The following is a 24,459-nucleotide window of genomic DNA, read 5'->3' on the forward strand; positions in this document are numbered from 1 at the left end:
CGATTTCACGCGCGCCGGCTGCAAAAGCTCCAAACGACAACGGGCCCCGGCGGCGACGCCGGAGCCCGTTCAAACGCCCGCCAGACGAGCGAAGCTTGCGGCATCGCGAGATGCCGCCCACTGCCTGTGATGCGTGTTATTGCCCGCCGCCTTGAACGCCGAGCGTAATCTTGTTGGAGACCGACTTCACGCCCGGCACGCCCTTCGCGACTTCTTCGGCCTGAGCGATCTGGCCGCCTTCCGGCACCGTGCCGGTCAGCGTGACCGCGCCGCTGCGCGCGCGCACGAACACGTTCGACACGTCGAAGCCCTGTGCCTTCGACAGCGCGCGGCGCACGTCGTAGCCGAGCTTGCGGTCGGTTTTCTTGGTCGCGGATTTCTGAGCCTTGGCCGCCGCTGCCGAGTCGGTGCTCGTGGCCGCCGCGTCGCTCGATTGCGCATAGGCGCTCGATGCCACGGCCACGCACACCACCACGCCCAGCGCCTTCAACAGATCGACTGCTTTCATGATTTCTCCTTTTGTTTCGCTTGTTGACTTCGCACAGTTGCTACTTCGCTCGTTTTGCACTTCAAAAGCGGGCCGCATTCCCAGCGGCTGGGCAACGACATCGAGCGGCTGACCGTGACCGCGCGCGCCCGGCGCCTGAAACTGACGCGGGAATAGCGGCGGCAAGCCGGCGGATGCGGCTCACGGTGCTGCGAGAGACTGGCGATCGAAACAAATCACGGCCGGTTTTTTCGGGCGATGACGCCCGCCGGCTCGAATATGACCTGCCGCATGGCGCCTGCTTGGCGGTCCGCGAACCCACATTCCGGGCTGCGGCGCGAGAGGAGCCTTGTCGTGCGGCGGCGAACGTCAATTTAGCCCAGCGCGGCCATTAGCGCAAAGCATTTAACAATGCGGCCATATGCGACGCCGTTCGCAAGCAACAGCGCGCGCGCTTTCTACACACGCCTGTCACACGGCGCGCCGGGCCCGCGGTCATCCGGGCGACGCGCGATCTCATGTACCATCGACGCCATGCTGGCCGTCCGGACGCGCCGCTCGCGCGCCTCGCCGAACACGTTCGGGCAGACGTGGGCGCATCGCGATCGGGTAAGCTCGCAGGCACGAAGTTTCAAGATTACCGACGAGATGACCCACCCTTCAGGAAACAATCCGGGCCACGATCCGGACGTCCCGCCCAAACGCAAGCCCTTGCCGAGAATCGGCGCGCGCTTCGTCGCGATCTCATGGCGCGATCTCGCGCTCACCTTCGGCCCGATCCTGCTCGTGTGCGCGGCCGCGCTCTATGCCGCCGTGCGGCTGATCCAGCCCGCGCCGCCGAGCACGCTGACCATCGCCGCCGGCCCGAAAGGCAGCTCGTTCTGGACGAGCGCGCAGAAATACAAGACGATCCTCGCGCGCAACCGCGTGACGCTGAACATCCTCGAGACGCAAGGCTCGCTCGATAACCTGACGCGCCTCGAAGACCCGAAATCGAACGTCGACGTCGGCTTCGTGCAGGGCGGCCTGACCAAGCCGGGCGCGACGCACGACAATCTGGAATCGCTCGGCAGCGTGTCCTACGTGCCGCTCGCGGTGTTCTATCGCGGCGCGACGGTCGTCAGCCGATTGTCGGAGCTGAAGGGCAAGCGGCTCGCGATCGGCGCGGAAGGCAGCGGCACGCGCGTGCTCGCGCTGAATCTGCTGAAGGCGAACGGCATCGAGCCGGGCGGCGACACGGAACTGCTGCCGCTCGCCGGCGACGAAGCCGCGAAAGCGCTCGAAGACGGCCAGATCGACGCAGCCTTTCTGACCGGCGACTCCGCGCAGCCGCCGACGATGGCGAAGCTCCTGCGCACGTCCGGCATCCGCTTCATGGATTTCGCCCAGGCCGACGCCTACGCGCGCCGCTTTCCGTATCTGACGGAAATCGACTTGCCGATGGGCGCCTTCGATTTCGCCCGCAACCTGCCGCCGCGCGCGGTCCACATGATCGCGCCGACCGCCGAACTGGTCGCGCGCGACAGCCTGCATCCGGCGCTCTCCGATCTGCTGATCGAAGCCGCGCGCGAGGTGCACGGGCGCGCGAATCTGCTGCAGCGGGCGAACGAATTCCCCGCGCCGCTCGTGCACGAATTCCGCATCAGCGACAACGCCGAGCGCTATTACAAATCCGGCAAGAGCTTTCTGTACCGTTCGCTGCCGTTCTGGGTCGCGAGTCTCGCGGATCGCGTGCTGGTCGTGCTGGTGCCGCTGATCGTCGTGCTGATTCCGGGCTTGCGGCTCGTGCCGGGACTGTATCGATGGCGCGTGAAATCGCGCATCTACCGCTGGTATGGCGCGCTGATTGCGATAGAGCGGGAAGCGATCAGCGGCCCCGACACCGCGCAGCGCGACGCGCTGCTCGACCGCATCGACGCGATCGAAACGGCCGTCAATCGCATGAAGATGCCGCTCGCGTTCGCCGATCAGTTCTACGTGCTGCGCGAGCACATCGGTTTCGTGCGGGAGCGTCTCGCGCACGCGCCGGTCGCCCCGGCCGACCAAACCCGCGCGCGCGACATGGCGCAACAGCATGCGGCCGGTGGCGTTCGCCAAGCAGACACGGAGCAAGGCAGCACGTAATATCTGTTGGAGAAACGTTAAAAAAGGATGCGACGCCGCGCGCTGCATCCGTCATGCAGGACACGACAAAAAACGAACAGATGCGGCTCAGAGCGCGCCGCCGCGCGAGCAAAGCCACGGAATCTCAGGGAGAAGGGAACATGAGTGCCCCGCATTCGACCAGCACCGGTCATCCGTACTTTTTCTTCGACTTCATATCGCCGTTTTCGTACTTGCTGCTGGAGCAGCATGAGAAGTGGCCCGACATGCCGTTCGAGCTCGTGCCCGTCCAGTTGATGAAGCTGCTCGACCGCTGGGGCCAGCCGCACGCCGCGACGATTCCGTCCAAGCGCGTCTTCACCTACCGGCACGCGCTGTTTCGCGCGGAGCAGCTCGGCATTCCGTTCAAGATGCCGCCCGCCCATCCGTTCGATACGAGCAAGGCGCTGCGTCTTGCCGTGCTCGCCGACGGCGACATCGCCCGCGTGCGCGAAATCTTCCGCTACATCTGGCGCGAAGGGCGCGATCCCGCGACGCCGGAAGGCTTCAAGGCGTTGTGCGAGCACGTCGGCATGCCGGAGGCCGTGACGCGCATCGAGGATGAGGACGTCAAGGCGAAGCTGCGCGACAACAACGACCGCGCCGTAGCGATGGGCGTGTTCGGCGTGCCGACTTTCCTCGTCAACGACCAGATCTTCTGGGGCGAAGACACGCTGCCGATGGTGCTCTACGTCGCGCGCTCGCCGAACTGGCTCGACGGCGCGGAAGTGAAGCGCATCAGCGCGCTGCCGATCGCGCCGAAAGACGCCGATTTCAGCTGACGGCGGCCGGATGGCGGACGCGCCTATGCCGTGCATAGCGCGCCTGCTATGGCGTCAAAATTGGATAAGCGGTTTACTTCGGCTTTAGGGCTCGCGAGTTCGCGCCCGCGCGTCCTGAATTCACTTGCTTGCCATGAACGATCCCGCCGACTCACTCGACATCTGGCTCATCCGCGTGCTGCGCACCTTGCTGCTGGAGCGCAGCGTGACGCAGACCGCGCAGCGGCTGAACCAGACGCAACCGGCGATCAGCACCGCGCTGCGCCGTCTGCGCGAGATCCTGAACGACCCGATTCTCGTGCGCGGCAAACAGGGCATGGTGCCGACCGAATACGGCGAATCGCTGCTCGCGCCCGCGCAACGCGCATTGCGCGAAGTGGAATTCGTCGCGACGCCGCACGGGGATTTCGACCCGCGAAGCTCGCGCCGCACGTTCCGCGTGGCCGCGCCTGATTATCTGAACGATTTCTTCATGCCGACGCTCGTCGCCGCTTTTCGCGACGCCGCGCCCAATGCGCGTCTGGAGATCGAGTCGCTGAATCCGATGCGCGATCACGAGCGCATGCTCGACGAAGGCGAAATCGATCTGATGGTCGCGAACTGGACGAAGCCCGAGCCGCGCTTCGAACGCCAGGATCTTTTCAGCGACGTATTCGTCTGCCTGATGCGTGCGAATCATCCGCTCGCGCGCGAACCGCTGACGGCGGAACGCTACGCGCTCGCCGCGCACCTCGCGCCGACGCCGTATAGCGGCGGCCGGCGTCATCCGATCGACATCGGGCTCGCGCGCGCGGGCATCGAAAGGCGCATCGTCACGACGATTCCGTACTTCGGCCTCGTGCCGCAGGTGCTGTTGCAGTCGGACCTCATCTTCACCGCGCCGCGCCGCTTCGCGCAGCACTATGCGGCGATGCTGCCGCTCGCCGTGCTCGATTCGCCGGTGCCGTTTCCGCGCATCAAGTGCTACCAGCTTTCGGTGCCGCAGCCCGATCAGCCGACGGACATCGCCTGGCTGCGCACGCTGATGTCGACCGTTTCCGACTCGCTCACGGGCCGGAAGCAAGTTGCGGCGGCGGCATCGGGCGATGAAACCGCCGAACTGGGCGAAGCGGCGAAGTAACGCACGCGCGGCGGGACTTCGGTACTATCCGAACGACACCTTCTGCCCGCCCGCTCACATGGATGCTCTCGACAAACTGATTCAGCTTGCGAGCCTTGCCGGCGCGCTCGATCTGCGCTGCCTGCTGCGCGGCCCGCTGGAACTGGATCACGCGCCCGCGCCCGCCGGCGAAGCGGTGTATCACGTCGTGCTCGACGGCGCGTGCACCGTCGTGCGCAAAGGTCACGCGCCGCTCGAACTGACGGCGGGCGACATCTTCTTTCTGCCGCGCGGAGACGCGCATGTGCTGAGCATCAAGGCGCGCGAAGGCGGCTCGTCCAAAGCCGAGATGGAAGCGCGCGACAACGGCGCGGTCACGGTAAGAAGCAATTGCGGCGGGCAGCCGCCGGGCGTGGACTTGCTGTGCGGGCGCTTTCTCTACGCGCCGCGCGCGCTTCTGATCGACGTCCTGCCGGATGTCGTGCACGTATCGTTCTCGAACGCGTCGGCTTCCTATCTCGCGCCGCTCGTCCAGACGATGCGCCGCGAAGCGGAAGATGCGGAACTGGGCGCGCCGTCGATCGTCACGGCGCTATCGACCGCGCTCTTCACGATGGTGCTGCGCGCGTGGCTCGACGGACAGCCGTCATTGGCGGGCGTGCTCGGCTTGCTGGCGAACCGGCGGCTGGGCGCATCGATCATCGCGATGCTGGAGCGCCCTGCCGAACCCTGGACGCTGGAGATGCTCGCCAAGGAAGCGGCGATGTCGCGCGCCACGTTCATGCGCGCGTTCTCGGCGCATTCGGACAGCTCGCCGCTCGCGTTGCTGAGTCACGTGCGGATGCAGCTCGCCAGCACGATGCTCACGCATACGAAAAAGAGCATCGCGGATGTCGCGGCCGATGTGGGGTATCAGTCGGAAGCGGCGTTTTCGAAGCGGTTCAAGGAGCTTTATGGCGTCGCGCCGGGACGCTTCAGACAGACCAACGGCATCGCTTGAAGCGTCATCGTGGCTCAGGCGGAAAGATGCGCTGCGTTCACCGCCGGCGTTCCGAGCCTCGCCGTCATCTCCCGCACGCGCAGCAGTTGCGCGGCAACGGCGAGCCCGATCGACCACGGCGCCTTGTCGACGATCCCTTCCACGCCGATCGGACACGTGATCTCCGGCAGCCGGTCCGCCGCCACACCACGCTCCATCAATCGCCGCTCGAACTTGACGCGCTTCGTCTTCGAGCCGATCAGCCCGAAGTAAGCGAAGTCGTCGCGCCGCATGATGCGTTGCGTCAGCGAAAAGTCGAGCGAATGATCGTGCGTCATCACGATGAAGTACGCGCCCGGCGGCGCTTCGTCGACGATCGCGTCGGGCAGATCGGTCGCTTCGATCTGCACGTTCGCCGGCACTTCGTCGGGGAAAAGTTCGTCGCGCGCATCGACCCATTGCACGACGCACGGCAACGTGCCGAGCACCTTCACGAGCGCGTGGCCGACGTGGCCCGCGCCGAACAGGACGACGTGCATCATGAGCGCGCGCTCCTCACCGCATTCACCGCCTTCAGGATTTCTTCGGCCGTCGCGGGCGCGTTGAGCGGCGGATTGATCTTGTGATCGCCGACAGCGGAAACGGCGTCGCGGATCGCGAAGAACACCGAGAACGGCAGCAGCAACGGCGGCTCGCCGACGGCCTTCGAACGATGGATGCTGTCCTCCACGTTGCGATTCTTGAAGAGATCGACGCGGAAATCGGCGGGCATGTCGTTGGTCGTCGGAATCTTGTAGGTCGACGGCGCGTGCGTCATCAGCTTGCCGTTGTCGTCCCACCAAAGCTCTTCCGTCGTCAGCCAGCCCATGCCCTGCACGAACGCGCCTTCCACCTGGCCCTTGTCGAGCGCCGGATTCAGCGACGCGCCCACGTCATGCAACGCATCCGCGCGCAGCACGCGCATTTCGCCGGTGAGCGTGTCGATCACGACTTCCGACACTGCCGCGCCATACGAGTAGTAGTAGAACGGACGGCCTTGCATCGTCGCTGCATCCCAGTGGAGCTTGGGCGTCGCGTAGAAGCCGTCGGACCACAACTGCACGCGCGCGAGATATGCCTTCTGGACGACTTCGCCGAACGGAATGGCATCGTCGCCGACGATCACGCGGTCGTTCGCGAAGCGCACTTGCGCCGGCGCGACGGTGCCGCCGCCGAACTTCTCCGCCGCGAACTTCGCGAGCCGCTCGCGCAACTGGCGCGCGGCGTCCTGCGCGGCCTTGCCGTTGAGATCGGTGCCGGTCGATGCCGCCGTCGCCGATGTATTCGCGACCTTGCTCGTATCCGTCGCCGTCACGCGCACGCGCTCGAAGTTCACGCCGAGTTCGTGCGCAACCACTTGCGCGACCTTCGTGTTCAGGCCCTGGCCCATTTCGGTGCCGCCGTGATTCACGAGCATCGAGCCGTCGGTGTAGATGTGAACCAGCGCGCCCGCCTGGTTGAAGTGCGTCACGTTGAACGCGATGCCGAACTTCACCGGCGTCAGCGCGAGGCCCTTCTTCAGGATTGCGTTGTTCGCGTTGAATTCGTCGATGGCCGCGCGGCGCTTGCGATACTCGCTCGTCTCTTCGAGTTCGGCGATCAGTTCGTGGATGACGTTGTCCTCGACCGTCTGGCCGTAAGGCGTCTTGTTGTTTTCCGTCTTGCCGTAGAGATTCGCGCGGCGCACGTCGAGCGAATCCTTCCCGACCGCACGCGCGACGTTATCCAGAATGTATTCGATCGCGAACGCGCCCTGCGGCCCGCCGAAGCCGCGAAACGCGGTGTTCGACTGCGTGTTGGTCTTGCCGCAATAGCCTGCGATCTTCACGTCCGAGAGCCAGTACGCGTTGTCGAAATGGCAGACGGCGCGCGTCATCACCGGGCCCGACAAATCCGCGGAGAAACCGCAGCGCGACGTCATGTCGACGGACACGCCTTCGATCTTGCCGTCATCGTCGTAGCCGACTTCGAAGTCGTACACGAAGTCGTGACGCTTGCCGGTGATCATCATGTCGTCGTCGCGGTCCGGACGCAGCTTGACCGGGCACAGCAACTTCCATGCGGCGAGCGCCGCGCAGCACGCGAAAATGCCCGACTGCGATTCCTTGCCGCCGAATCCGCCGCCCATGCGACGGCATTCGACCAGCACGTTATGCGAATGCACATTCAGCACGTGCGCGACGAGATGCTGCATTTCCGTCGGATGCTGCGTCGAGCAGTAGACGTGCATGCCGTCATCCTCCTTCGGCACGGCATAGGCGATCTGGCCTTCGAGATAGAACTGTTCCTGGCCGCCGAGCTTCATCGCGCCGCGCTCGTGATGCGCGGCTTTCGACATGCGGCTTTCGGCGTCGCCGCGCGCGAGCTTCAGCGGATTGAGCACATACGATTCCGCTTTGCGCGCGTCTTCGGGCGTGAGAATCGGCACGAGGTCTTCGAATTCGATGGTCGCGCGACGCGCCGCCAAGCGCGCGGTATCGTGCGACGTCGCGACGACGATGAACATCGGCTGGCCGACGAACTGCACGATGCCCTGAGCCAGCACCGGATCGTCGTGGATGATCGGGCCGCAATCGTTCACGCCGGGAATGTCCTCGGCGGTGAATACGGCGACCACGCCCGGCGTCGCGCGCACGGCGTCGAAGTTCATCGACACGATCTTCGCGTGCGCCTTCGGGCTCGTGCCGAGCGCGGCGTGCAGCGTGCCCGCGACGAGCGGAATGTCGTCGGTATAGCTCGCGCGCCCGCTCACGTGCAGATGCGCCGACTCATGCGGACGCGATACGTGGACCTGCTTGAAAGCGTCGATTTCGTTCGCGAGCGACTGAGCGTCGGCGATGAATGCTTCTGCTTGCTGATTCATGTTTTTTTGCTCCTTCGCTTACTTCGCTTCGACGAGTTCGATTGCGCGCACATCGAGCTTCGATTTGTCCAGCGGATCGTGCGGGCGCGTCTCCAGCCAGAAGCGATACAAAAGGCTCTTTGCGGTGTCGAGGCGATAGTCGCTGCTCGCGCGCATGTCGGTGAGCGGCTGGTAATCCTTGGAAAGCGCGATCATCGCGGCCTGCGCGGTGGCTTCGTGCCAAAGCGCATCGTTGAGAATGGCTTCGGCGTGTTCCGCGCGCTTCGGCGTCGCGGCCATGCCGCCGTAGGCGAGGCGCGGCTCGCGGATCGTGTCGCCATCGGCGATGAAACTGAACGCGGCGTAGACGGCGGAAATATCGGAGTCGAAACGCTTCGACAGCTTGTACGCGCGGAACTTAAGGTTCGCGCGCTTGCCCGTGCGCGTCGGCACGCGGATCGCGGCGACGAACTCGTTCTCGCGCATGTCCTTCTTCTGATACGCGATGTACAGATCCTCGAGCGGCATCTCGCGCAGACCATCGACGCTTTGCAGGACGACGCGCGCATTCAGCGCGATGAGGCCGGGCATCGAATCGCCGATCGGCGAGCCGTTCGCGACGTTGCCGCCGAGCGTGCCGGCGTTGCGGATGGGCAGCGACGCGAAACGCAGACGCGTCTCTTCGAGTTCGGGATAGAGCTTCACGAGTTCGTCGTACGCGCGCTCGACCGACACGCCCGCGCCGATCTCGATCCATTCGTCCGTCGTCTCGACGCGCTTGAACGAGTCGATCTGCCCGACATAGACGATATCGCCCAGATCGCGCAACTGCTTCGTCACCCACAAACCGACGTCCGTGCTGCCCGCGAGAATCCGCACGTTCGGGTTTTTGTCCTTGATCGCGGCGAGCGCTTCGGTCGTGCGCGGCGCGTCGAACTGGCGGCCGGCGTGCTCGTAGTGGAACGTGTCGTCGCGCTTCAGGCTTTCGAGCGTGCGCGCGAGCGCCGGCACGTTGACGGGCGCGAGCGGCGCGCGGTCGAACATCTGCTCGGCAGCGTCGATGATCGGCCGATAACCCGTGCAGCGGCACAGATTGCCCGTCAGCGCATCGCTGATCTCCTGGCGCGAGGGCTTCGTCTTCTCGCACGTTCCCGGGCAGCCGGTCGTCGCATGACCGTGCTTTTCGTAGAGCGCGAACATCGACATCGCGAAGCCGGGCGTGCAGAAGCCGCATTGCGAGCCGTGACAATCGACGAGCGCCTGCTGCACCGGATGCAGCGTGCCGTCCGGCTGGCGCAGGTCTTCGACGGTGAAGAGCGCGCGGCCGTCGAGCGTCGGCAGAAACTGCACGCACGCGTTGACGGCCTTGAACGCGACGCCGCCCGCGCCGTCCGGCTCGCCGATGACGACCGTGCACGCGCCGCAGTCGCCTTCCGCGCAGCCTTCCTTGGTGCCGGTGCAGCGCGCGTCTTCGCGCAGATATTGCAGGACGGTGCGCGTCGTCGACGCGCCGCTCACTTCCTGGATCGCGTTGCGGTGATAGAAGCGGATCGGCTCAGTCATGGATGTCTCGGGGCTCTTCGATGCTTTTTCGCTGGTTGCGCGGGATGCGCAGCCGGTGGCATTCGCGATTTCGGACCTTTTCAGATTAGTCCTGTCGCTTCGATGGTTCAAAAGCTATCACCGCCAAAATCGATAACCCATAGGCGGCATTGCATGAACGACATATTCTTCGTCCGATATGTGCTGCGAGCCTTATCCAGCAAGGCCTGCGTCGGCGGCGCCCGATGACTCGGACAGGCGATTTGTCCTAGCTGGTTACAAAACGACTGCGACGTTGCGCCGCAACATATGGGACAATCACGCCTTCGCGCCGAATTCAACCCCGCAATTTCCCTATGTCCACCGAGTCCCGCATCAAGCCGCAAAGCGACTTCGCCGTCACGCTGCGGATTCTGCCCGTCGTGCTGTACACGTTCCTTTGCTACCTGACGATCGGCATTCCGCTCGCGGTGCTGCCGGGCTTCGTGCACACCGATCTCGGCTACGGCTCGGTGATGGCGGGCGCGGCGATCAGCGTCCAGTACTTCGCGACGCTGCTGTCGCGGCCGCTGGCGGGCCGCACCGCCGATACGCTCGGCCCCAAGAAAACCGTGCTCTACGGTCTCGCGGCGTGCGCGGCAAGCGGCGTGCTGCTGCTCGCCTCGGCGCTCGCCGCGCAGTGGCACGCGGTGAGTCTCGTGCTGCTGGTGATCGCGCGGCTCGTGCTCGGCTTCGGCGAGAGCTGGGTCGGGACGGGATCGATCACATGGGGCATCGGGCGCGTCGGCGTGAACAACAACGCGAAGGTGATTTCGTGGAACGGCATCGCCACTTACGGCGCGCTCGCGATCGGCGCGCCGCTCGGCGTCGCGATCGATCATTCGCTGGGATTCGCGTCGCTCGGGCTGATCGTGATCGCGCTCGGCGGCTTCGGCTACTGGCTCGCGACGCGCATGGCGAGCGTGCCGATCGTGCACGGCGAGCGCATGTCGTATCGGAGCGTGTTCTTCCGCGTGTTGCCGCATGGACTGGGACTCGCGCTCGGATCGGCGGGATTCGGCTCCATCGCGACGTTCATCACGCTTTACTATGCCGCGCACAACTGGCCGAATGCGGCGCTTTCGCTTACGGTGTTCGGCACGATGTTCATCGGCGCGCGGCTTCTGTTCGCCAACACGATCAAGGCGTATGGCGGGTTTCGCGTGGCGATCGTGTCGTTTGCGTTCGAATGCGCGGGTCTGCTGATGCTGTGGCTCGCCGCCGAGCCGACTTTCGCGCTCGCGGGCGCGGCGCTGACCGGCTTCGGATTCGCGCTCGTGTTTCCGGCGCTCGGCGTCGAGGCGGTCGGGCTCGTGCCGCCGGCCAGCCGGGGCGCGGCTTTGTCGGCGTATTCGGTGTTTCTCGATCTGTCGCTCGGGTTGACCGGGCCGCTCGCTGGGTATGTCGCGGGTGAGTTGGGGTACGGGTCGGTGTTTCTGTTTGCCGCGCTGGCGGCGGCGGCGGCGGTGGCGTTGTCGGTGGCGCTTTATATGCGCGGTGGGCGTGGGGTGGGTGGGGCGGCTACGGCTTGAGCTCAGTGCTTTCGTAGCGTCGCGTTGCGTCGGGCGCGTTTTACCGGGTCCCGTTTTCGGGTCGGTCGATCGGCACTGCCCCTGTGCGGGGCGCACCTGATTTCTTTGCCGTCGACCAGAGCTAGCGCTTTAGCGCTTACTCTGGTCCTGTGCAAAGAAAGTAGCTTCTCAGGCCCGCGGTCACACGCACGTTGGGTAGTACTCTCGTCCCAGGCGGCACTCGCCTAAGTGTCGCCCTCAAAGGACCAACCGGGCTTGAATCGCGCACGGTCTGTCTCATCGCGCCGAGCCACTGGATCAGCACGAGTTGGCTCCGGCCCGCTGCGCCGGCTACGGCGTCGCCCTTTACGTGCCGGCTTTCGATCCGTGTAGTTGCAGCCCCAGCGCCTTGACCACTTTCAGGATCGTGCCGAAGCTCGGGTTGCCATCCTCCGATAACGCTTTATAGAGTCCTTCCCGGCTGATGCCGCTATCGCGCGCCACTTGCGCCATACCCCGCGCGCGTGCGATCACGCCCAACGCATGCGCGATAAACGCCGGATCGTCGCCGCCTTCCTGCAGACACGCATCGAAGTATTCAGCGATATCGTCTTCCGTTTGCAGATGTTCGGCCGAATCCCACGGCCGCGTCTTGATTCTGGCTGACGTCATCATTCACTCCATGTTCAGATGTCGAAGCATCGCGTGAGCCGATTTGATGTCTCGTTCCTGCGTCGACTTATCGCCGCCACACAGAAGAATCACGAGGACATCGCCGCGCTGCACGTAATACACGCGATACCCCGGCCCGTGATCGATACGCAACTCGATAATGGGATGCCCGGCAGAATTCGTATCGCCGGGATTTCCCAACGCGAGCCGGTCGATTCGGACCTGAATGCGGCGCTTCGCAATCCGGTCCTTCAGCGAGGCGAACCAGTCGTCGAAAACCTCGGTCGTGCGGATGTTCAACATCGTTGATCGTAGTCCATGGTTCACAGCGTGTAAACCACAGTTCACACGACTAAATTGAAGCAGGCGCGCCTTCCGGCCTTGCGAGTCTCACCAAGATAAGAAACAGAACGCCCCTTCGTCTTCAGCGTTTGTCTTAAAATCCCCGCTTGGCCCATTAGCGTCCGCTTTATGAACCCGACCTCGGAAGACCGCTGGCGCGATTTGCGCCCGGACCCGGACAGCGACACTCCGCTCTACCTTCAACTCGCCCGCAAGCTCGCCAACGCTATCCACGACAATCGCTGGAACGCAGGCGAAGCGCTGCCCTCCGAGCGCGTGCTGTCGGAAGCACTCGGCGTCTCGCGGATCACCTCGCGAAAAGCGATCGCGCTGCTCGTCGAACAAGGGCTCATCCGCCGCGAACAAGGCGCGGGCAGCTTCATCACGCCGCGCTACGAAGACCCGCTCTCGCGTCTGTCGAGCTTCTCCGAAATGCTCCGGCGCCGCGGCTTCAAACCGAGTTCCAAATGGCTCTCGCGCAGCATCGAGCCGGCCAATCGCGAGGAAGTCATCCAGCTCGGCCTCTCGCCCGCCGCGACCGTCACGCGCCTGAAACGCCTGCGTCTCGCCGATGACATCGTCATGGCCGTCGAGAATTCCACCTTTCCGGCGTCGTGCATTCCCGATCCGCAGACCATCGGCGATTCGCTCTACAGCTATCTCGATGCCCGCGGGCTTTCGATCGTGCGCGCGCTTCAGCATTTCCGCGCCGTGAACGCGAGCCCGGAGATTGCCGAGCAGATGGGCATCGCGCCACACGACGCGCTGCTGCTCATCACGCGCGTCGGCTACACGGCCGATCAGCGCGCCATCGAGCTCACCGATACCTACTGCCGCAACGACTACTACGACTTCGTCGCCGAGCTGCGAAAGTAACCCGCCCAATGACCGACACGCCCACAGCCCAGACGTCCGACCGATCGCTCTCCATCATGCTGTGGCTCGTCGCCACGGGCTTCTTCATGCAGACGCTCGACTCGACGATCGTCAACACCGCGCTCCCCGCGATGGCGCGAAGTCTGGGCGAGGCGCCGCTGCGCATGCAGGGCGTCGTGATCGCCTACTCGCTGACGATGGCGATGATGATCCCCGTCTCCGGCTGGCTCGCCGACAAGCTCGGCACGAAGCGCGTGTTCTTCAGCGCGATCCTCGTGTTCACGATCGGCTCGCTGCTCTGCGCGAACGCGCAATCGCTGACGGCGCTCGTCGCGTATCGCGTCGTGCAGGGCGTCGGCGGCGCGATGCTCCTGCCGGTCGGACGCCTCGCCGTGCTGCGCGTGTTCCCGGCGGAGCGCTATCTTTCCGCGCTCGCGTTCGTCGCGATTCCGGGGCTGATCGGCCCGCTCATCGGCCCGACGCTCGGCGGCTGGCTCGTGCAGATCGCGTCATGGCACTGGATTTTTCTGATCAACGTGCCGGTCGGCGTGATCGGCTGCATCGCGACGAACCTGTACATGCCCGACAGCCGCAATCCGGCGACCGCGCGCTTCGATCTGGCGGGCTACCTGCTGCTCGCGATCGGCATGGTCGCGCTCACGATTTCGCTCGACGGACTCGCCGATCTCGGCCTCGCGCACGCGATCGTGATCGTGCTGCTCGTGCTCTCGTTCGGCTGCTTCGTCGCTTACGGTCTGCACGCGACGCGCGCCGCCCAGCCGATCTTTTCCCTCGATCTCTTCAAGATCCACACCTTCAGCGTCGGCTTGCTGGGCAATCTCTTCGCGCGTATCGGCAGCGGCGCCATGCCTTATCTGATCCCGCTCCTGCTGCAAGTGAGCCTCGGCTACACGCCGTTTCAGGCCGGCATGATGATGCTGCCCGTCGCGGCCGCGGGCATGGCGTCCAAGCGCGTCGTCACGCGGCTCATCGAAAAGCACGGTTATCGGCGCGTGCTGGTCGTGAACACGGTGCTCGTCGGGCTGATGATGGCGAGCTTCGCGCTCGTGAGCGCGCATCAGCCGCTCTGGCTGCGGCTCGTGCAGCTCGCGATCTTCGGCGCCTTCAATTCGATGCAGTTCACCGCGATGAACACGCTCACGCTGAAGGACCTCGGCACCGGCGGCGCGAGCAGCGGCAACAGCCTGTTCTCGCTCGTGCAAATGCTGTCGATGAGCCTCGGCGTGACCGTCGCGGGCGCGATCCTGTCGACGTTTACAGGACTGCTGCCGCAGGTCACGGAGACGAACTCGCTGCCCGCCTTCCACGCGACGTTCCTGTGCGTCGGCATCATCACGGCCGCGACGGCGTGGATCTTCGGACAGCTCGCGCCGGAAGTGCGCGCGGCCGCGAGAAAGCCCGACCCGTCCGAATCGAACTAAGAACCCGGACGACGCACCGCGCCGGTGCCCGCACGCACGTTTGGACGGCGCGCGCTCCCGCGTCTGCGGCATGCGAGCTTCAATCCGCACACGAATAGGCGCAACGAAGCGCGCGATACCCGGCGAGCGCCGCTTGGATATTGAATTTGCACGCTTTTTGCTCGAACGGTCGGGTGCCGATCCGGTAAACTATCTCGATAAAGTTACTTGCCCTGCGCCCCGACACCATGAGCATGGTTGATCTCGACCCTCCCCGCTTCCAGCCGCCGCGCCCCGTCGCCGGTGACGATGGATCGCGTCGCACCGTGTTGTACGGCGAGTACACCGTTTTCAGCGTGTTCCAGCCCGTGTTTTCGGTGTCGCACCGGCGCGCGATCGGCTATCACGCGTCCTTGCGCGCGCGCGATGACTCACATCGTCACGTGCCGTCGCACGAGGTCTTCACGCAGGCCGCGCGGCGCGGCGATCTGCTCGAACTCGGCCGGCTCGCGGAATCGCTGCATCTGGGCAACTTCAATGCGTTCGACAGCCACGACGAATGGCTCTTCCTGAGCCTGCACCCCGCCGCGCTGATGGACACGAGCTACGGCGATGCGCTGCTCGCGTCGCTGAAGGACATCGGTCTGTCGCCGCAGCGCGTCGTGCTCGAAGTGCCCGAGCAGGCGGGCGGCGAGACGACGCGTTTCGCTGAAATCATCGATTCGCTGCGCAAGTCGGGCTTTCTGATCGCGCTCGACGGCTTCGGCGTGAAGCATTCAAACATCGATCGCGTGTGGCATCTGCGGCCGGATATCGTGACGCTCGACCGCTGCATCCTTCAGCAGGCGACCGAGCATTCGCATATCGAGCGTGTGCTGCCGCGCCTCGTCTCGCTGCTCCATGAGTCAGGCCAGCTCGTCTTGATGGGCGGCCTCGCGACCGAACGCGACGCGCTCATCGCGCTGGAGTGCAATGTCGATTTCGTGCAGGGCGCGTACTTCGCGCAGCCGAGCGTCGAGGCGGTGCACAGCGAAGTCGCCGCTGGCGTGATGGATGCGTTGTCGGCGGCATCGCGCGAACGCGTCGCTGGCCGCGAACGGGCGCAAGTCGCGCGCCTCGAGCCGTATGTAAGCGGGCTGGAGCGCGCGTCGGTCAAGCTGATGGAAGGCGAGACGCTCACGGCCGCGACGAGCGAACTGCTACAACTCGCCGACACCGCGCGCTGCTTCCTGCTCGATCAGGCCGGGCGGCAGATCGGCGACAACGTCGTGCCGATCGTGCGTACATCGCAGCGCGCGAAGCGCTTCAGTCCGCTGCTGCATTCGGAGGGCGCAAGCTGGGAGCGCCGGCCGTACTTCATCGAGGCGCTGCGCGCGCCGGGGCGCATGCATCTGACGGCGCCGTATCTGTCGATCAACGAGGCGCACCTTTGCGTGACGGCGTCGATCGCCGCGCAGACGCCTTATGGCTTACAGGTGCTGTGCGTCGATATCAACTGGGAAGGCGCGAAGCAGCGGTAGGCTACGCGCTGTTTTCGGATTCCGGACGGACCAGATCGAAGCCGGCAAGCACCAGCACGCCGGAGAGCACGATGAGCGCGGCAGAATGGCGGCCGAAATAGAGCAATGCGGCGGCCGACCAGGCCGCGAGGCACAAGCCTGCGAAGCGTTTCATGATGGCGATGCGATTTCGATCGTTGCGGCGAGCCGATATTTTAGGCCCGCGCTCCGATGCGCGCAGCGACGGCTTATCGTCACGCACGCTGCGTCACTCTGCTCCGCTGCTTTCCGCGCGTCAGATATCGTCCCAGTCGAATCGACGGCTTTTCGACCGCGTAATATCCCGCGATGCTGACGGGAAGAATCAGCACGGCGGCAATGATCAGCGACATGCCTTGATAGGTTTCGCCAAAATAATGCAGCACGCCCAGCAACACGATGCAATGCAGCAGATACAGGCTGAATGAAATCTCGCCGAGGAAAATCAATGGCCGCGCGGTCAGAAACGCGGCGAACGGCCTGAGCGCAATCGCCAGAACGAGAATGCCGGTCACGGCTGGAAGAATGATCCAGTCGTCGGCGAAACTGCGCAGCACGTCGTTGGATATCGAATGGCGAGTGATCGAACCGACGAGGACGTAAAGGGCGAGACAAATCAGCAATGCGCCGAAAAGCGTCCGCGCGGAATAGGCGCCGAGTTTCGACGAAATGGCTTCGCGATATCGCGCAATCAACGCGCCGAGAACGAACATCGACATGTAATGAATGGTCGGCATCCATTCGCCCTGAATGCTCGCGTCCAGGAGGGTCAGCTGCAAATGATGGTAATAGCCGAATGCAGCGAGAGAGAAACACATGCTTAGTGCTATGGAAAACCAGACGGGCGTGGCAAATACCACGACGACGAGAATCGGGAAGATCAGCGAGATACGCATCTCGTAGACGAGCGACCAGAGCACCGGATCGAGCGTGCTGTTGCTGAACGGAATCACAAAGTAGAGGTGATCCAGCAAATCATGCCGATCAATGCCCGCGTGCCATGCCTGATTGACCCATTCGCCGGTCCAGGAGAGATTCTCGCGGTAGAGCAAGCAATACGCGGTATAAGCGGCCAGAACCGCGATCAGATAGGGGATGTAAATGCGGCACACGCGCTTCACGATGAACTCGGCGAAGCCCGGTCCGCTGTCGCCGGTAATCTGCATGGCCAAGGCGAAACCGCTCAGCGCAAAGAAAAGGATCACGGCGGAATGCCCTTCGGCGATTGCGCGCCATGGAACGTGCTGCAGCCAATGCGTGAGCGTGATCTGTGAATAGTGACTGAATACGACTGTCAAAGCGGCAATGCCGCGCAGCGAATCCAGTTGATGATAGCGTGTCGTCATTGTTCAGCTCGCGTCTGTGTTGGCAAAGCCAACATGGAAATCGGAAGCCGATTGGGCGACCAGAATCCCGTTAGACCAAGTGAGACTTCGACGTTCCCCAAAAATAGCTCACGCCGGACGCTTCAACAAAAAAGCCCTCTCGCGAGGGCTTTCATTTTGATTGCGGCATTCGGAATTCATTTCGGAATGCGGCAATCCAGTTTCACGCGCGCTTACTTACGCACCGAAATTCTTTGACGCGAAATCCCAGTTCACGATATTCCAGTAAGCCTCGATGAACTTCGGACGCGCATTGCGATAGTCGATGTAATACGCATGCTCCCACACGTCGATGGTCAGGAGCGCCTTCGCGTCCGTCGTGAGCGGCGTGGCGGCGTTGCTCGTCGACACGATATCGACGGTGCCGTCGGTCTTCTTCACGAGCCACGTCCAGCCCGAGCCGAACGTGCCGGTCGCGACCTTGGCGAATTCTTCCTTGAACTTGTCGTAGGAACCGTACTTTGCGTTGATCGCGTCAGCCAGCGCGCCGGTCGGAGCGCCGCCGCCGTTCGGCGACAGGCTGTTCCAGAAGAACGTGTGATTCCATACTTGCGCCGAGTTGTTGAACACGCCGCCCGACGACTTCTTGACGATTTCTTCCAGCGGCAGGTTTTCGAACTCGGTGCCGGGGATCAGCTTGTTCAGGTTCGTCACATAGGTCTGGTGGTGCTTGCCATAGTGATACTCGAGCGTTTCTTCCGACATGTGCGGAGCGAGCGCGTTCTTGTCGAACGGCAGCGGCGGGAGCGTATGTTCCATGATGCGAGCTTCCTTTCTATGTGGATTGTGGGATTGTGTGGCGTCCAGCAGTGGAGCACTGGATTGTAGGCGAGTTGGGATAACCCAGCAAACCGTGTGCTCTTTATGAGCAAGATTGCTTTCCAATCGCCTCACGCGGCGTAAAAAGTGCTCTGGGGAGCCTCGTCAGGCACGTCAAATGTACGCCGATTCCGCGCGCCGCGCCGGGCTCAGAATTCGTCGGACAGACGCGCCTGGACATCGGCGAGCAGCACATCCGCCGATCCTTCCGCGAGATGCACCGTGAGCGGCCGCTTGGGTTTCAATGCGTTCGGTGCACGCACGGCGCGGCCCGTCTGCGCGTCGATCAATGCGGCATAACCGCGTTCGAGTGTGCGCTGCGGGCTCAGCACCTGCAAGCGCGCCGCCAGTTCCGAAACGCACGCTTTCTCACGGTCGGCGCGCCGCTCATGCGCGCTGCCGATACGCTGCGCGAGCCGCAGCAGATGCTCGCGCTCGGCGGCGACATTCGGACGTCTGCGCTGCCAGCGGTAGTGCACCAGCGCGAAGTGCGCGCGCGCATCGCGCACGGGCCGCGCGCCCGCCGCGGCGAGCCGGCTTGCCAGTTGCCGCAGATGCGCGCGCTGCCGCGCCAGCCGTTCCGCGGGGCTCACGAGCCGGCGCGCGAGCCAGTCGAGTTGCTGCGCGCGGCGCTCCATCATCCGGCCGAAGCCGCGCGCGAGCGCCGCATGTCGATGATCGAGCTCGCGCAACAGCAGCACGCGCTGCGGACTGACGAGCTCGGCGGCGGCGGTCGGCGTCGGCGCGCGCACGTCGGCGGCGAAATCGGCGATGGTGAAATCCGTCTCATGCCCGACGCCGCTCACCACCGGCACCGCGCTCGCCGCGATCGCGCGTGCGAGCACTTCCTCGTTGAACGCCCAAAGATCCTCGATCGAGCCGCCGCCGCGGCACACGATCAGCACATCGACCTCGCGGCGCGCGTTCGCGGCTTCGACCATCGCCGCCAGCCTCGCGCCGACGCCCGCGCCCTGCACCGGCGCCGGATACACGACGATCGGCACATGCGGCGCGCGGCGCGCGAGCGTCGTGAGGACATCGCGCAATGCGGCCGCCTGCAACGACGTGACGATGCCGATGCCGCGCGGATGCGAAGGCAACGCGCGCTTTCGCTCGGTCGCGAAGAGCCCTTCGCTTTCGAGCTGCGCCTTCAGCCGCAGAAACGCTTCGTAGAGCCGGCCCTGCCCCGTGCGCCGCACCGCTTCCACGTTGAGCTGCAGTTCGCCGCGCGGCTCGTACATCGTGACGAGCGCGCGCACTTCGATCTTGTCGCCCTCGCGCGGCGTGAATTCGGCGTATTGCGCGCGGCCGCGGAACATCACGCAGCGCATTTGCGCGTTCGCGTCCTTGATCGAGAAGTACCAATGGCCGCTCGCCGCGCGCGTGAAATTCGACACCTCGCCCGATACCCACACGAGCGGAAATGACCGTTCGAGCATCGAACTGATCGCGCGATTGAGCGCGGAAACGGGGATGACGGCATCGCCGCTTTGCGACTGCAGTGAATCGGGAGTCATGGCTGGACGAGAAAAATCTTCAGGCGCGGCGCTGTGCGCGATGGACAAACGCCGCTGAACGAGGTACGCAAGTGTAACAAGTGTCCACACAGAAAGACTTACCGCCGCGTGCGGAGCGGCATCGCCAGAGGCTGGTGAGTTCGTTTCAAGCCGTTGATTTTTCAACGATAAATTTTTATGGATACTGTCAGCCCCGGAGCAACTCTTTCCTGACGCGCGATCGCGGTGTGTCGGCTGGAAGTTCTTCACAGAGTTATCCACAGGCGTGCGGAGCGGATGGCGTCGCCCTTTCTCCCGCGCTCCTGACTGGCGCCCACGCCCCGCGCGCGCTAGAGTGCCGGGTTCCAGCACCGGCTGGCGCGGCCGAAACCTGCTCGTCCCGGGCCGCGAGAAGCCGGGCATCGTCCAACGCCGACCGTCATCCAAGGAGCTGCCGTTGCACGCCATGCCGTACCCGACTTGCCGCCCGCCAGCGTTCATCGCGAAGGCGGTCCATGTCTGATTTCAAACCGCCGCTCGAAAACTTCCTCGCCCGCGAATGGCGCCGGCGCGGCCCCGTCGCGTGGGCGCTGACGCCTTTCGCGTGCATCTTCGGCGCGATCGCTGCCACGCGGCGCGCCTTCTACGACCTCGGCTGGATGAAGCGCGTCGAAGTGGGCGCGCCGGTGGTCGTCGTGGGCAACGTGACCGTCGGCGGAACGGGCAAGACGCCGACCGTCATCGCGCTCGTCGAGGCGTTGCGCGCCGCCGGATTCCAGCCCGGCGTGATCTCGCGCGGTTACGGCGCGAAGATCGCCAAGCCGACGAGCGTCACGGCAAGCTCCGCCGCCGAGCAGGTCGGCGACGAACCGCTGTTGATCGCGCGGCGCACGCACGCGCCGGTGTTCGTCTGCCCGGACCGCGTCGCGGCGGCGAAGGCGCTGCTCGAAGCGCATCCGAACGTCGATGTCCTCGTTTCCGACGACGGCCTGCAGCACTATCGCCTCGCGCGCGCGTTCGAGCTCGTCGTGTTCGACGACCGTCTCGGCGGCAACGGCTTTCTGCTCCCCGCGGGTCCGTTGCGCGAGCCGATGTCGCGCCGCCGCGACGCGACGCTCATCAACAGTCCCTACGAGCGCACGCTGCCGCCGTGGCCGAACACGTTCGCGCTCGAACTCGAATCCGGCGACGCGTGGCTGCTCGACGATCCGCATCAGCGCCGCCCGCTCAATCAGTTCGCCGGCGAGAAAGTGGTCGCGGCGGCGGGCATCGGCTCGCCGGAACGCTTCTTCGCGACGCTGCGCGCGGCGGGCATCGCGCCGGCGACGCGCGCGTTTCCCGATCACTACGCGTATCGCGAGAATCCGTTCGCCGGCGTCGACGCCGATGCCATCCTGATCACCGAAAAGGATGCAGTAAAATTGGGCGCCTGGCGCGATGCACGCATCTGGGTCGTTCCGGTGCAAGCCGTGCTGCGGCCGCGCCTCATCGCTCTTGTTGTGGAGAAACTCCGTGGACGCACGTCTGCTTGAAATCCTCGTTTGCCCGATTTGCAAAGGCCCGCTCAGTTACGATCGCGCCGCGCAGGAACTCGTCTGCAGCGCGGACAAACTCGCCTATCCGATCCGCGACGGCATTCCCGTGATGCTCGTCGACGAAGCGCGTCAGACCGTCGAGGGCACGCCCGTCGAGCCGCTCAAACCCGTCGGCGACGCCTGAGCACGCTGAAATGTCCGTTCCGTTCATCGCGGTCATTCCCGCGCGCCTCGCTTCCACGCGGCTGCCGAACAAGCCGCTCGCCGATATCGGCGGCAAGCCGATGGTCGTGCGCGTCGCCGAGCGCGCGCGCGAATCGGGCGCTTCCCAAGTGCTCGTCGCGACCGACTCCGACCGCGTGGTCGAGGCCGCGCGCGATCACGGCGTCGAAGTCATGTTGACGCGCTCGGATCATCCCACAGGCACGGATCGGCTCGCCGAGGTCGCGACGCGTCTGAATTGGGCCGACGAAGCCATCGTCGTCAACGTTCAGGGCGACGAGCCGCTCATCGATCCGCAGCTCGTGCGCGATGTCGCCGATCACCTCGCGGCGCATCCCGAATGCGCGATCGCGACGGCCGCGCATCCGATTCACGATCCCGCCGACGTGTTCAATCCGAACGTCGTGAAGGCCGTGCTCGATGCGCAGAGCCGCGCGCTCTACTTCTCGCGCGCGCCGATTCCGTGGACGCGCGATCTCTGGCAACCGCACTGGCCGGACGTCGCCGCGCTTGGGGCACTGCCGTCCGTGCCGAAGAACGTGCTGCGGCATATCGGCCTCTACGCCTATCGCGCGAAATTCCTGCGCGACTTCCCGAACCTCGCGCAAGCGCCGATCGAAGAAGCCGAAGCGCTCGAACAACTGCGCGCGCTGTGGCACGGCGAGCGCATCGCGGTGCGCGTGACGCAAGACGCACCGCCGCCCGGCGTCGACACGCCCGCCGATCTCGCGCGCGTTCAGGCGCTCTTCCCGGAAGCGGACTGATCTCTATCTCTGTTCGACAACCCGTGTAAACCCCGCCGGATGGCCCATTCGGCGGGGTTTCTGGCGTTTTCTATCCGCGTTATTACGGTCGCAATCGTAAAGCGGCGTGGCATAATCAAGCGATTGCGCGAGCCTTCCGGTCAGCGCCACGCTCAACGTTGCGCCGCTGTCCGCAGGTGCCCGCCGTCTCCTTTTCGGCTGCGCGCCCTGTCGTCGACGCCGCACGAGCCTGGCCACCGGATGTCAAATCAGCCTCGCGGCTTGAAGCGGTTTATAGACGATTCGGAGAGATCACCATGCGTTTGATCCTGTTGGGCGCACCCGGTGCGGGCAAGGGCACCCAGGCAAACTTCATCAAGGAGAAATTCGGCATTCCGCAGATTTCGACCGGCGACATGCTGCGCGCGGCCGTCAAGGCAGGCTCGCCGCTCGGCGTCGAGGCGAAGCGCTTCATGGATGCGGGCGAGCTGGTGCCGGATTCGCTCATCATCAATCTCGTGAAGGAACGCCTGCAGGCCGACGACTGCAAGAACGGCTATCTCTTCGACGGCTTCCCCCGCACGCTGCCGCAAGCCGAAGCCATGAAAGACGCCGGCGTGGCGATCGACTACGTGCTCGAAATCGATGTGCCCTTCGACGAAATCATCACGCGCATGAGCGGTCGTCGCGTGCATGCGGCATCGGGCCGCACGTATCACGTCAAGTTCAATCCGCCGAAGGTCGACATGACCGACGACGTCACCGGCGAGCCGTTGATCCAGCGCGACGACGACAAGGAAGAGACCGTGAAGAAGCGTCTCGACGTGTACGTCGCGCAGACCAAGCCGCTGATCGCGTATTACAACGACTGGGCGAAGAGCGGCGCAGCGCCGAACGGCCTGAAGGCGCCGGAATATCGCAAGATTTCGGGCCTCGGCGCCGTCGATGAAATCCGCACGCGCGTGTTCGACGCGCTCAAGTAACGCGCTGCCTGATTCGCGTTCGACGAAAACCCGCTCCCTGTGAGCGGGTTTTTTGTGTCCGTGAAATCGCATGACCGTCGTGCGAATTTGCAGCATGCGGCTTCGCTACAATCGACGCGTTTCCCAAAAGGAATGACATCGGCGCGAGCGGCTCAACCCTGCTCTCGCGCGCACGAATCGCACAAAAGGAGAAGAGACATGGAGATGCAAGGCAACACCTTTCTGATCACGGGCGGTGCGTCGGGCCTCGGCGCGGCGACCGCGCGGCTCATCGCGGCGCAAGGCGGCAAGGTCGTGCTCGCCGACATGAACGACGCGGCAGGCGAAGCGCTCGCGAAAGAGCTGTCGGGCGCGTTCGTCAAATGCGACGTGAGCCAGGAAAGCGATGGCCAACGCGCCGTCGATGCCGCGTTGAGTCTCGGCACATTGCGCGGCCTCGTGAACTGCGCGGGCATCGCGCCGGCGGCGAAGACGGTCGGCCGCGACGGTCCGCACGCGCTCGATCTCTTCTCGAAGGTGGTGTCGGTGAATCTCATCGGCACGTTCAACATGATCCGGCTCGCGGCGCACGCGATGTCGAAGAACGAAGCGAACGCGGCGGGCGAACGTGGCGTGATCGTGAACACGGCGTCGGTGGCGGCTTATGACGGGCAGATCGGCCAGGCGGCCTATGCGGCATCGAAGAGCGGCGTCGCGGGCATGACGCTGCCGATCGCGCGCGATCTGAGCAAGAGCGGCATCCGTGTGATGACGATCGCGCCGGGCCTCTTCGAAACGCCGATGCTGCTCGGCATGCCGAAGGACGTGCAGGACGCGCTCGGCGCGATGGTGCCGTTCCCGCCGCGCCTCGGCAAGCCCGACGAGTACGCTCTGCTCGTCAAGTCGATTTTCGATAACCCGATGCTCAACGGCGAAGTGATCCGCCTCGACGGCGCGATCCGCATGCAGCCTAAGTAACGCTCTGC

At 64.6% G+C, this 24,459-nt stretch carries 23 protein-coding genes; 13 read left to right on the plus strand and 10 right to left on the minus strand.

Annotated features, from left to right (window positions below; genetic code table 11):
- Positions 1-136: 136 nt before the first annotated feature.
- Positions 137-508: a BON domain-containing protein gene (locus QCE49_RS10380; protein ID WP_061162774.1), complete on the minus strand. Its 372-nt coding sequence runs from the start codon at positions 506-508 to the stop codon at positions 137-139.
- 627 nt (positions 509-1,135) lie between these two features.
- On the opposite strand from QCE49_RS10380, the gene QCE49_RS10385 reads away from it, so the two are divergent.
- The 4 genes from QCE49_RS10385 (at position 1,136) to QCE49_RS10400 (ending at position 5,510) form a co-directional block, all read left to right on the plus strand.
- The gene (locus QCE49_RS10385) at positions 1,136-2,611 is read left to right on the plus strand and encodes a TAXI family TRAP transporter solute-binding subunit (protein ID WP_250457460.1); all 1,476 of its coding nucleotides are present in this window, start codon (positions 1,136-1,138) and stop codon (positions 2,609-2,611) included.
- 140 nt (positions 2,612-2,751) lie between these two features.
- Positions 2,752-3,411, plus strand: coding sequence for a 2-hydroxychromene-2-carboxylate isomerase (locus QCE49_RS10390; protein ID WP_008342696.1), 660 nt, complete (start codon positions 2,752-2,754; stop codon positions 3,409-3,411).
- A 133-nt stretch (positions 3,412-3,544) separates the two neighbouring features.
- Positions 3,545-4,531 (plus strand): LysR family transcriptional regulator, encoded by a 987-nt coding sequence (locus QCE49_RS10395; protein ID WP_250435098.1) that lies wholly within the window; start codon positions 3,545-3,547, stop codon positions 4,529-4,531.
- A 58-nt stretch (positions 4,532-4,589) separates the two neighbouring features.
- Entirely contained in the window at positions 4,590-5,510 is a 921-nt protein-coding gene (locus QCE49_RS10400; protein ID WP_250457459.1) for an AraC family transcriptional regulator, read from the plus strand.
- A 14-nt stretch (positions 5,511-5,524) separates the two neighbouring features.
- Here the strand turns inward: QCE49_RS10400 and xdhC are convergent, their stop codons facing one another.
- From xdhC to xdhA, 3 genes are read right to left on the minus strand one after another with little or no spacing between them, the layout of a single operon-like run.
- Positions 5,525-6,031: a xanthine dehydrogenase accessory protein XdhC gene (gene xdhC / locus QCE49_RS10405; protein WP_239295087.1), complete on the minus strand. Its 507-nt coding sequence runs from the start codon at positions 6,029-6,031 to the stop codon at positions 5,525-5,527.
- Complete coding sequence (gene xdhB, locus QCE49_RS10410; RefSeq protein WP_239295088.1) at positions 6,028-8,391, minus strand: xanthine dehydrogenase molybdopterin binding subunit; 2,364 nt, start codon at positions 8,389-8,391, stop codon at positions 6,028-6,030. The genes xdhC and xdhB overlap by 4 nt, the downstream gene beginning before the upstream one ends.
- Before the next feature lie 18 nt (positions 8,392-8,409).
- Positions 8,410-9,933 carry a xanthine dehydrogenase small subunit gene (xdhA, locus tag QCE49_RS10415; RefSeq protein WP_250457458.1) on the minus strand — a complete coding sequence of 508 codons (1,524 nt, stop codon included), beginning with the start codon at positions 9,931-9,933 and terminating at the stop codon, positions 8,410-8,412.
- Between the two features lie 335 nt (positions 9,934-10,268).
- On the opposite strand from xdhA, the gene QCE49_RS10420 reads away from it, so the two are divergent.
- Positions 10,269-11,483, plus strand: a complete 1,215-nt coding sequence (locus QCE49_RS10420) for an MFS transporter (RefSeq protein ID WP_175980449.1) — start codon at positions 10,269-10,271, stop codon at positions 11,481-11,483.
- A gap of 345 nt (positions 11,484-11,828) precedes the next feature.
- On the opposite strand, the gene QCE49_RS10425 is transcribed toward QCE49_RS10420, so the two are convergent.
- Together QCE49_RS10425 and QCE49_RS10430 are read right to left on the minus strand one after the other, a co-directional pair.
- On the minus strand, positions 11,829-12,134 hold the full coding sequence (locus tag QCE49_RS10425) for an addiction module antidote protein (RefSeq protein WP_239295091.1): 306 nt from the start codon (positions 12,132-12,134) through the stop codon (positions 11,829-11,831).
- A 3-nt stretch (positions 12,135-12,137) separates the two neighbouring features.
- Positions 12,138-12,437, minus strand: a complete 300-nt coding sequence (locus tag QCE49_RS10430) for a type II toxin-antitoxin system RelE/ParE family toxin (protein WP_239295092.1) — start codon at positions 12,435-12,437, stop codon at positions 12,138-12,140.
- 168 nt (positions 12,438-12,605) lie between these two features.
- Here QCE49_RS10430 and QCE49_RS10435 point away from each other — a divergent pair, with 168 nt between their 5' ends.
- The 3 genes from QCE49_RS10435 to QCE49_RS10445 all read left to right on the plus strand — a co-directional run bounded on the left by QCE49_RS10435 (position 12,606) and on the right by QCE49_RS10445 (position 16,293).
- The gene (locus QCE49_RS10435) at positions 12,606-13,352 is read left to right on the plus strand and encodes a GntR family transcriptional regulator (RefSeq protein WP_008342704.1); all 747 of its coding nucleotides are present in this window, start codon (positions 12,606-12,608) and stop codon (positions 13,350-13,352) included.
- 8 nt (positions 13,353-13,360) lie between these two features.
- Positions 13,361-14,794: a multidrug transporter subunit MdtD gene (mdtD, locus tag QCE49_RS10440; protein WP_241814291.1), complete on the plus strand. Its 1,434-nt coding sequence runs from the start codon at positions 13,361-13,363 to the stop codon at positions 14,792-14,794.
- A gap of 227 nt (positions 14,795-15,021) precedes the next feature.
- On the plus strand, positions 15,022-16,293 hold the full coding sequence (locus tag QCE49_RS10445; protein WP_008342708.1) for an EAL domain-containing protein: 1,272 nt from the start codon (positions 15,022-15,024) through the stop codon (positions 16,291-16,293).
- A 1-nt stretch (position 16,294) separates the two neighbouring features.
- Here the strand turns inward: QCE49_RS10445 and QCE49_RS10450 are convergent, their stop codons facing one another.
- The 4 genes from QCE49_RS10450 to xseA all read right to left on the minus strand — a co-directional run bounded on the left by QCE49_RS10450 (position 16,295) and on the right by xseA (position 20,032).
- Positions 16,295-16,447: a hypothetical protein gene (locus tag QCE49_RS10450; protein ID WP_250435106.1), complete on the minus strand. Its 153-nt coding sequence runs from the start codon at positions 16,445-16,447 to the stop codon at positions 16,295-16,297.
- Positions 16,448-16,526: 79 nt separating this feature from the next.
- Positions 16,527-17,657 carry an acyltransferase gene (locus QCE49_RS10455; RefSeq protein ID WP_250457457.1) on the minus strand — a complete coding sequence of 377 codons (1,131 nt, stop codon included), beginning with the start codon at positions 17,655-17,657 and terminating at the stop codon, positions 16,527-16,529.
- Between the two features lie 216 nt (positions 17,658-17,873).
- The gene (gene sodB / locus QCE49_RS10460) at positions 17,874-18,455 is read right to left on the minus strand and encodes a superoxide dismutase [Fe] (protein WP_008342714.1); all 582 of its coding nucleotides are present in this window, start codon (positions 18,453-18,455) and stop codon (positions 17,874-17,876) included.
- A gap of 209 nt (positions 18,456-18,664) precedes the next feature.
- Positions 18,665-20,032: an exodeoxyribonuclease VII large subunit gene (xseA, locus tag QCE49_RS10465; protein ID WP_250457456.1), complete on the minus strand. Its 1,368-nt coding sequence runs from the start codon at positions 20,030-20,032 to the stop codon at positions 18,665-18,667.
- 494 nt (positions 20,033-20,526) lie between these two features.
- On the opposite strand from xseA, the gene lpxK reads away from it, so the two are divergent.
- The 5 genes from lpxK to QCE49_RS10490 all read left to right on the plus strand — a co-directional run bounded on the left by lpxK (position 20,527) and on the right by QCE49_RS10490 (position 24,451).
- Complete coding sequence (gene lpxK, locus QCE49_RS10470) at positions 20,527-21,543, plus strand: tetraacyldisaccharide 4'-kinase (RefSeq protein WP_250435112.1); 1,017 nt, start codon at positions 20,527-20,529, stop codon at positions 21,541-21,543.
- Complete coding sequence (locus QCE49_RS10475) at positions 21,524-21,730, plus strand: Trm112 family protein (RefSeq protein ID WP_008342720.1); 207 nt, start codon at positions 21,524-21,526, stop codon at positions 21,728-21,730. The genes lpxK and QCE49_RS10475 overlap by 20 nt, the downstream gene beginning before the upstream one ends.
- Before the next feature lie 10 nt (positions 21,731-21,740).
- Positions 21,741-22,532, plus strand: coding sequence for a 3-deoxy-manno-octulosonate cytidylyltransferase (gene kdsB, locus QCE49_RS10480; RefSeq protein WP_250435114.1), 792 nt, complete (start codon positions 21,741-21,743; stop codon positions 22,530-22,532).
- 296 nt (positions 22,533-22,828) lie between these two features.
- Positions 22,829-23,494 carry an adenylate kinase gene (gene adk / locus QCE49_RS10485; RefSeq protein WP_008342724.1) on the plus strand — a complete coding sequence of 222 codons (666 nt, stop codon included), beginning with the start codon at positions 22,829-22,831 and terminating at the stop codon, positions 23,492-23,494.
- A 198-nt stretch (positions 23,495-23,692) separates the two neighbouring features.
- Positions 23,693-24,451, plus strand: a complete 759-nt coding sequence (locus tag QCE49_RS10490) for a 3-hydroxyacyl-CoA dehydrogenase (protein WP_239295099.1) — start codon at positions 23,693-23,695, stop codon at positions 24,449-24,451.
- Positions 24,452-24,459 lie beyond the last annotated feature (8 nt).

Origin of the sequence: Caballeronia sp. LZ008 (genome assembly GCF_031451435.1) — a bacterium.
GTDB lineage: Bacteria > Pseudomonadota > Gammaproteobacteria > Burkholderiales > Burkholderiaceae > Caballeronia > Caballeronia zhejiangensis.

What these genes read in the sequence shown, in the direction of transcription:
- QCE49_RS10380 (WP_061162774.1), bottom strand. Translation starts at nt 508, where the DNA reads ATGAAAGCAGTCGATCTGTTGAAGGCGCTGGGCGTGGTGGTGTGCGTG.
- QCE49_RS10385 (WP_250457460.1), top strand. Translation starts at nt 1,136, where the DNA reads ATGACCCACCCTTCAGGAAACAATCCGGGCCACGATCCGGACGTCCCG.
- QCE49_RS10390 (WP_008342696.1), top strand. Translation starts at nt 2,752, where the DNA reads ATGAGTGCCCCGCATTCGACCAGCACCGGTCATCCGTACTTTTTCTTC.
- QCE49_RS10395 (WP_250435098.1), top strand. Translation starts at nt 3,545, where the DNA reads ATGAACGATCCCGCCGACTCACTCGACATCTGGCTCATCCGCGTGCTG.
- QCE49_RS10400 (WP_250457459.1), top strand. Translation starts at nt 4,590, where the DNA reads ATGGATGCTCTCGACAAACTGATTCAGCTTGCGAGCCTTGCCGGCGCG.
- xdhC (WP_239295087.1), bottom strand. Translation starts at nt 6,031, where the DNA reads ATGATGCACGTCGTCCTGTTCGGCGCGGGCCACGTCGGCCACGCGCTC.
- xdhB (WP_239295088.1), bottom strand. Translation starts at nt 8,391, where the DNA reads ATGAATCAGCAAGCAGAAGCATTCATCGCCGACGCTCAGTCGCTCGCG.
- xdhA (WP_250457458.1), bottom strand. Translation starts at nt 9,933, where the DNA reads ATGACTGAGCCGATCCGCTTCTATCACCGCAACGCGATCCAGGAAGTG.
- QCE49_RS10420 (WP_175980449.1), top strand. Translation starts at nt 10,269, where the DNA reads ATGTCCACCGAGTCCCGCATCAAGCCGCAAAGCGACTTCGCCGTCACG.
- QCE49_RS10425 (WP_239295091.1), bottom strand. Translation starts at nt 12,134, where the DNA reads ATGACGTCAGCCAGAATCAAGACGCGGCCGTGGGATTCGGCCGAACAT.
- QCE49_RS10430 (WP_239295092.1), bottom strand. Translation starts at nt 12,437, where the DNA reads ATGTTGAACATCCGCACGACCGAGGTTTTCGACGACTGGTTCGCCTCG.
- QCE49_RS10435 (WP_008342704.1), top strand. Translation starts at nt 12,606, where the DNA reads ATGAACCCGACCTCGGAAGACCGCTGGCGCGATTTGCGCCCGGACCCG.
- mdtD (WP_241814291.1), top strand. Translation starts at nt 13,361, where the DNA reads ATGACCGACACGCCCACAGCCCAGACGTCCGACCGATCGCTCTCCATC.
- QCE49_RS10445 (WP_008342708.1), top strand. Translation starts at nt 15,022, where the DNA reads ATGAGCATGGTTGATCTCGACCCTCCCCGCTTCCAGCCGCCGCGCCCC.
- QCE49_RS10450 (WP_250435106.1), bottom strand. Translation starts at nt 16,447, where the DNA reads ATGAAACGCTTCGCAGGCTTGTGCCTCGCGGCCTGGTCGGCCGCCGCA.
- QCE49_RS10455 (WP_250457457.1), bottom strand. Translation starts at nt 17,657, where the DNA reads ATGACGACACGCTATCATCAACTGGATTCGCTGCGCGGCATTGCCGCT.
- sodB (WP_008342714.1), bottom strand. Translation starts at nt 18,455, where the DNA reads ATGGAACATACGCTCCCGCCGCTGCCGTTCGACAAGAACGCGCTCGCT.
- xseA (WP_250457456.1), bottom strand. Translation starts at nt 20,032, where the DNA reads ATGACTCCCGATTCACTGCAGTCGCAAAGCGGCGATGCCGTCATCCCC.
- lpxK (WP_250435112.1), top strand. Translation starts at nt 20,527, where the DNA reads ATGTCTGATTTCAAACCGCCGCTCGAAAACTTCCTCGCCCGCGAATGG.
- kdsB (WP_250435114.1), top strand. Translation starts at nt 21,741, where the DNA reads ATGTCCGTTCCGTTCATCGCGGTCATTCCCGCGCGCCTCGCTTCCACG.
- adk (WP_008342724.1), top strand. Translation starts at nt 22,829, where the DNA reads ATGCGTTTGATCCTGTTGGGCGCACCCGGTGCGGGCAAGGGCACCCAG.
- QCE49_RS10490 (WP_239295099.1), top strand. Translation starts at nt 23,693, where the DNA reads ATGGAGATGCAAGGCAACACCTTTCTGATCACGGGCGGTGCGTCGGGC.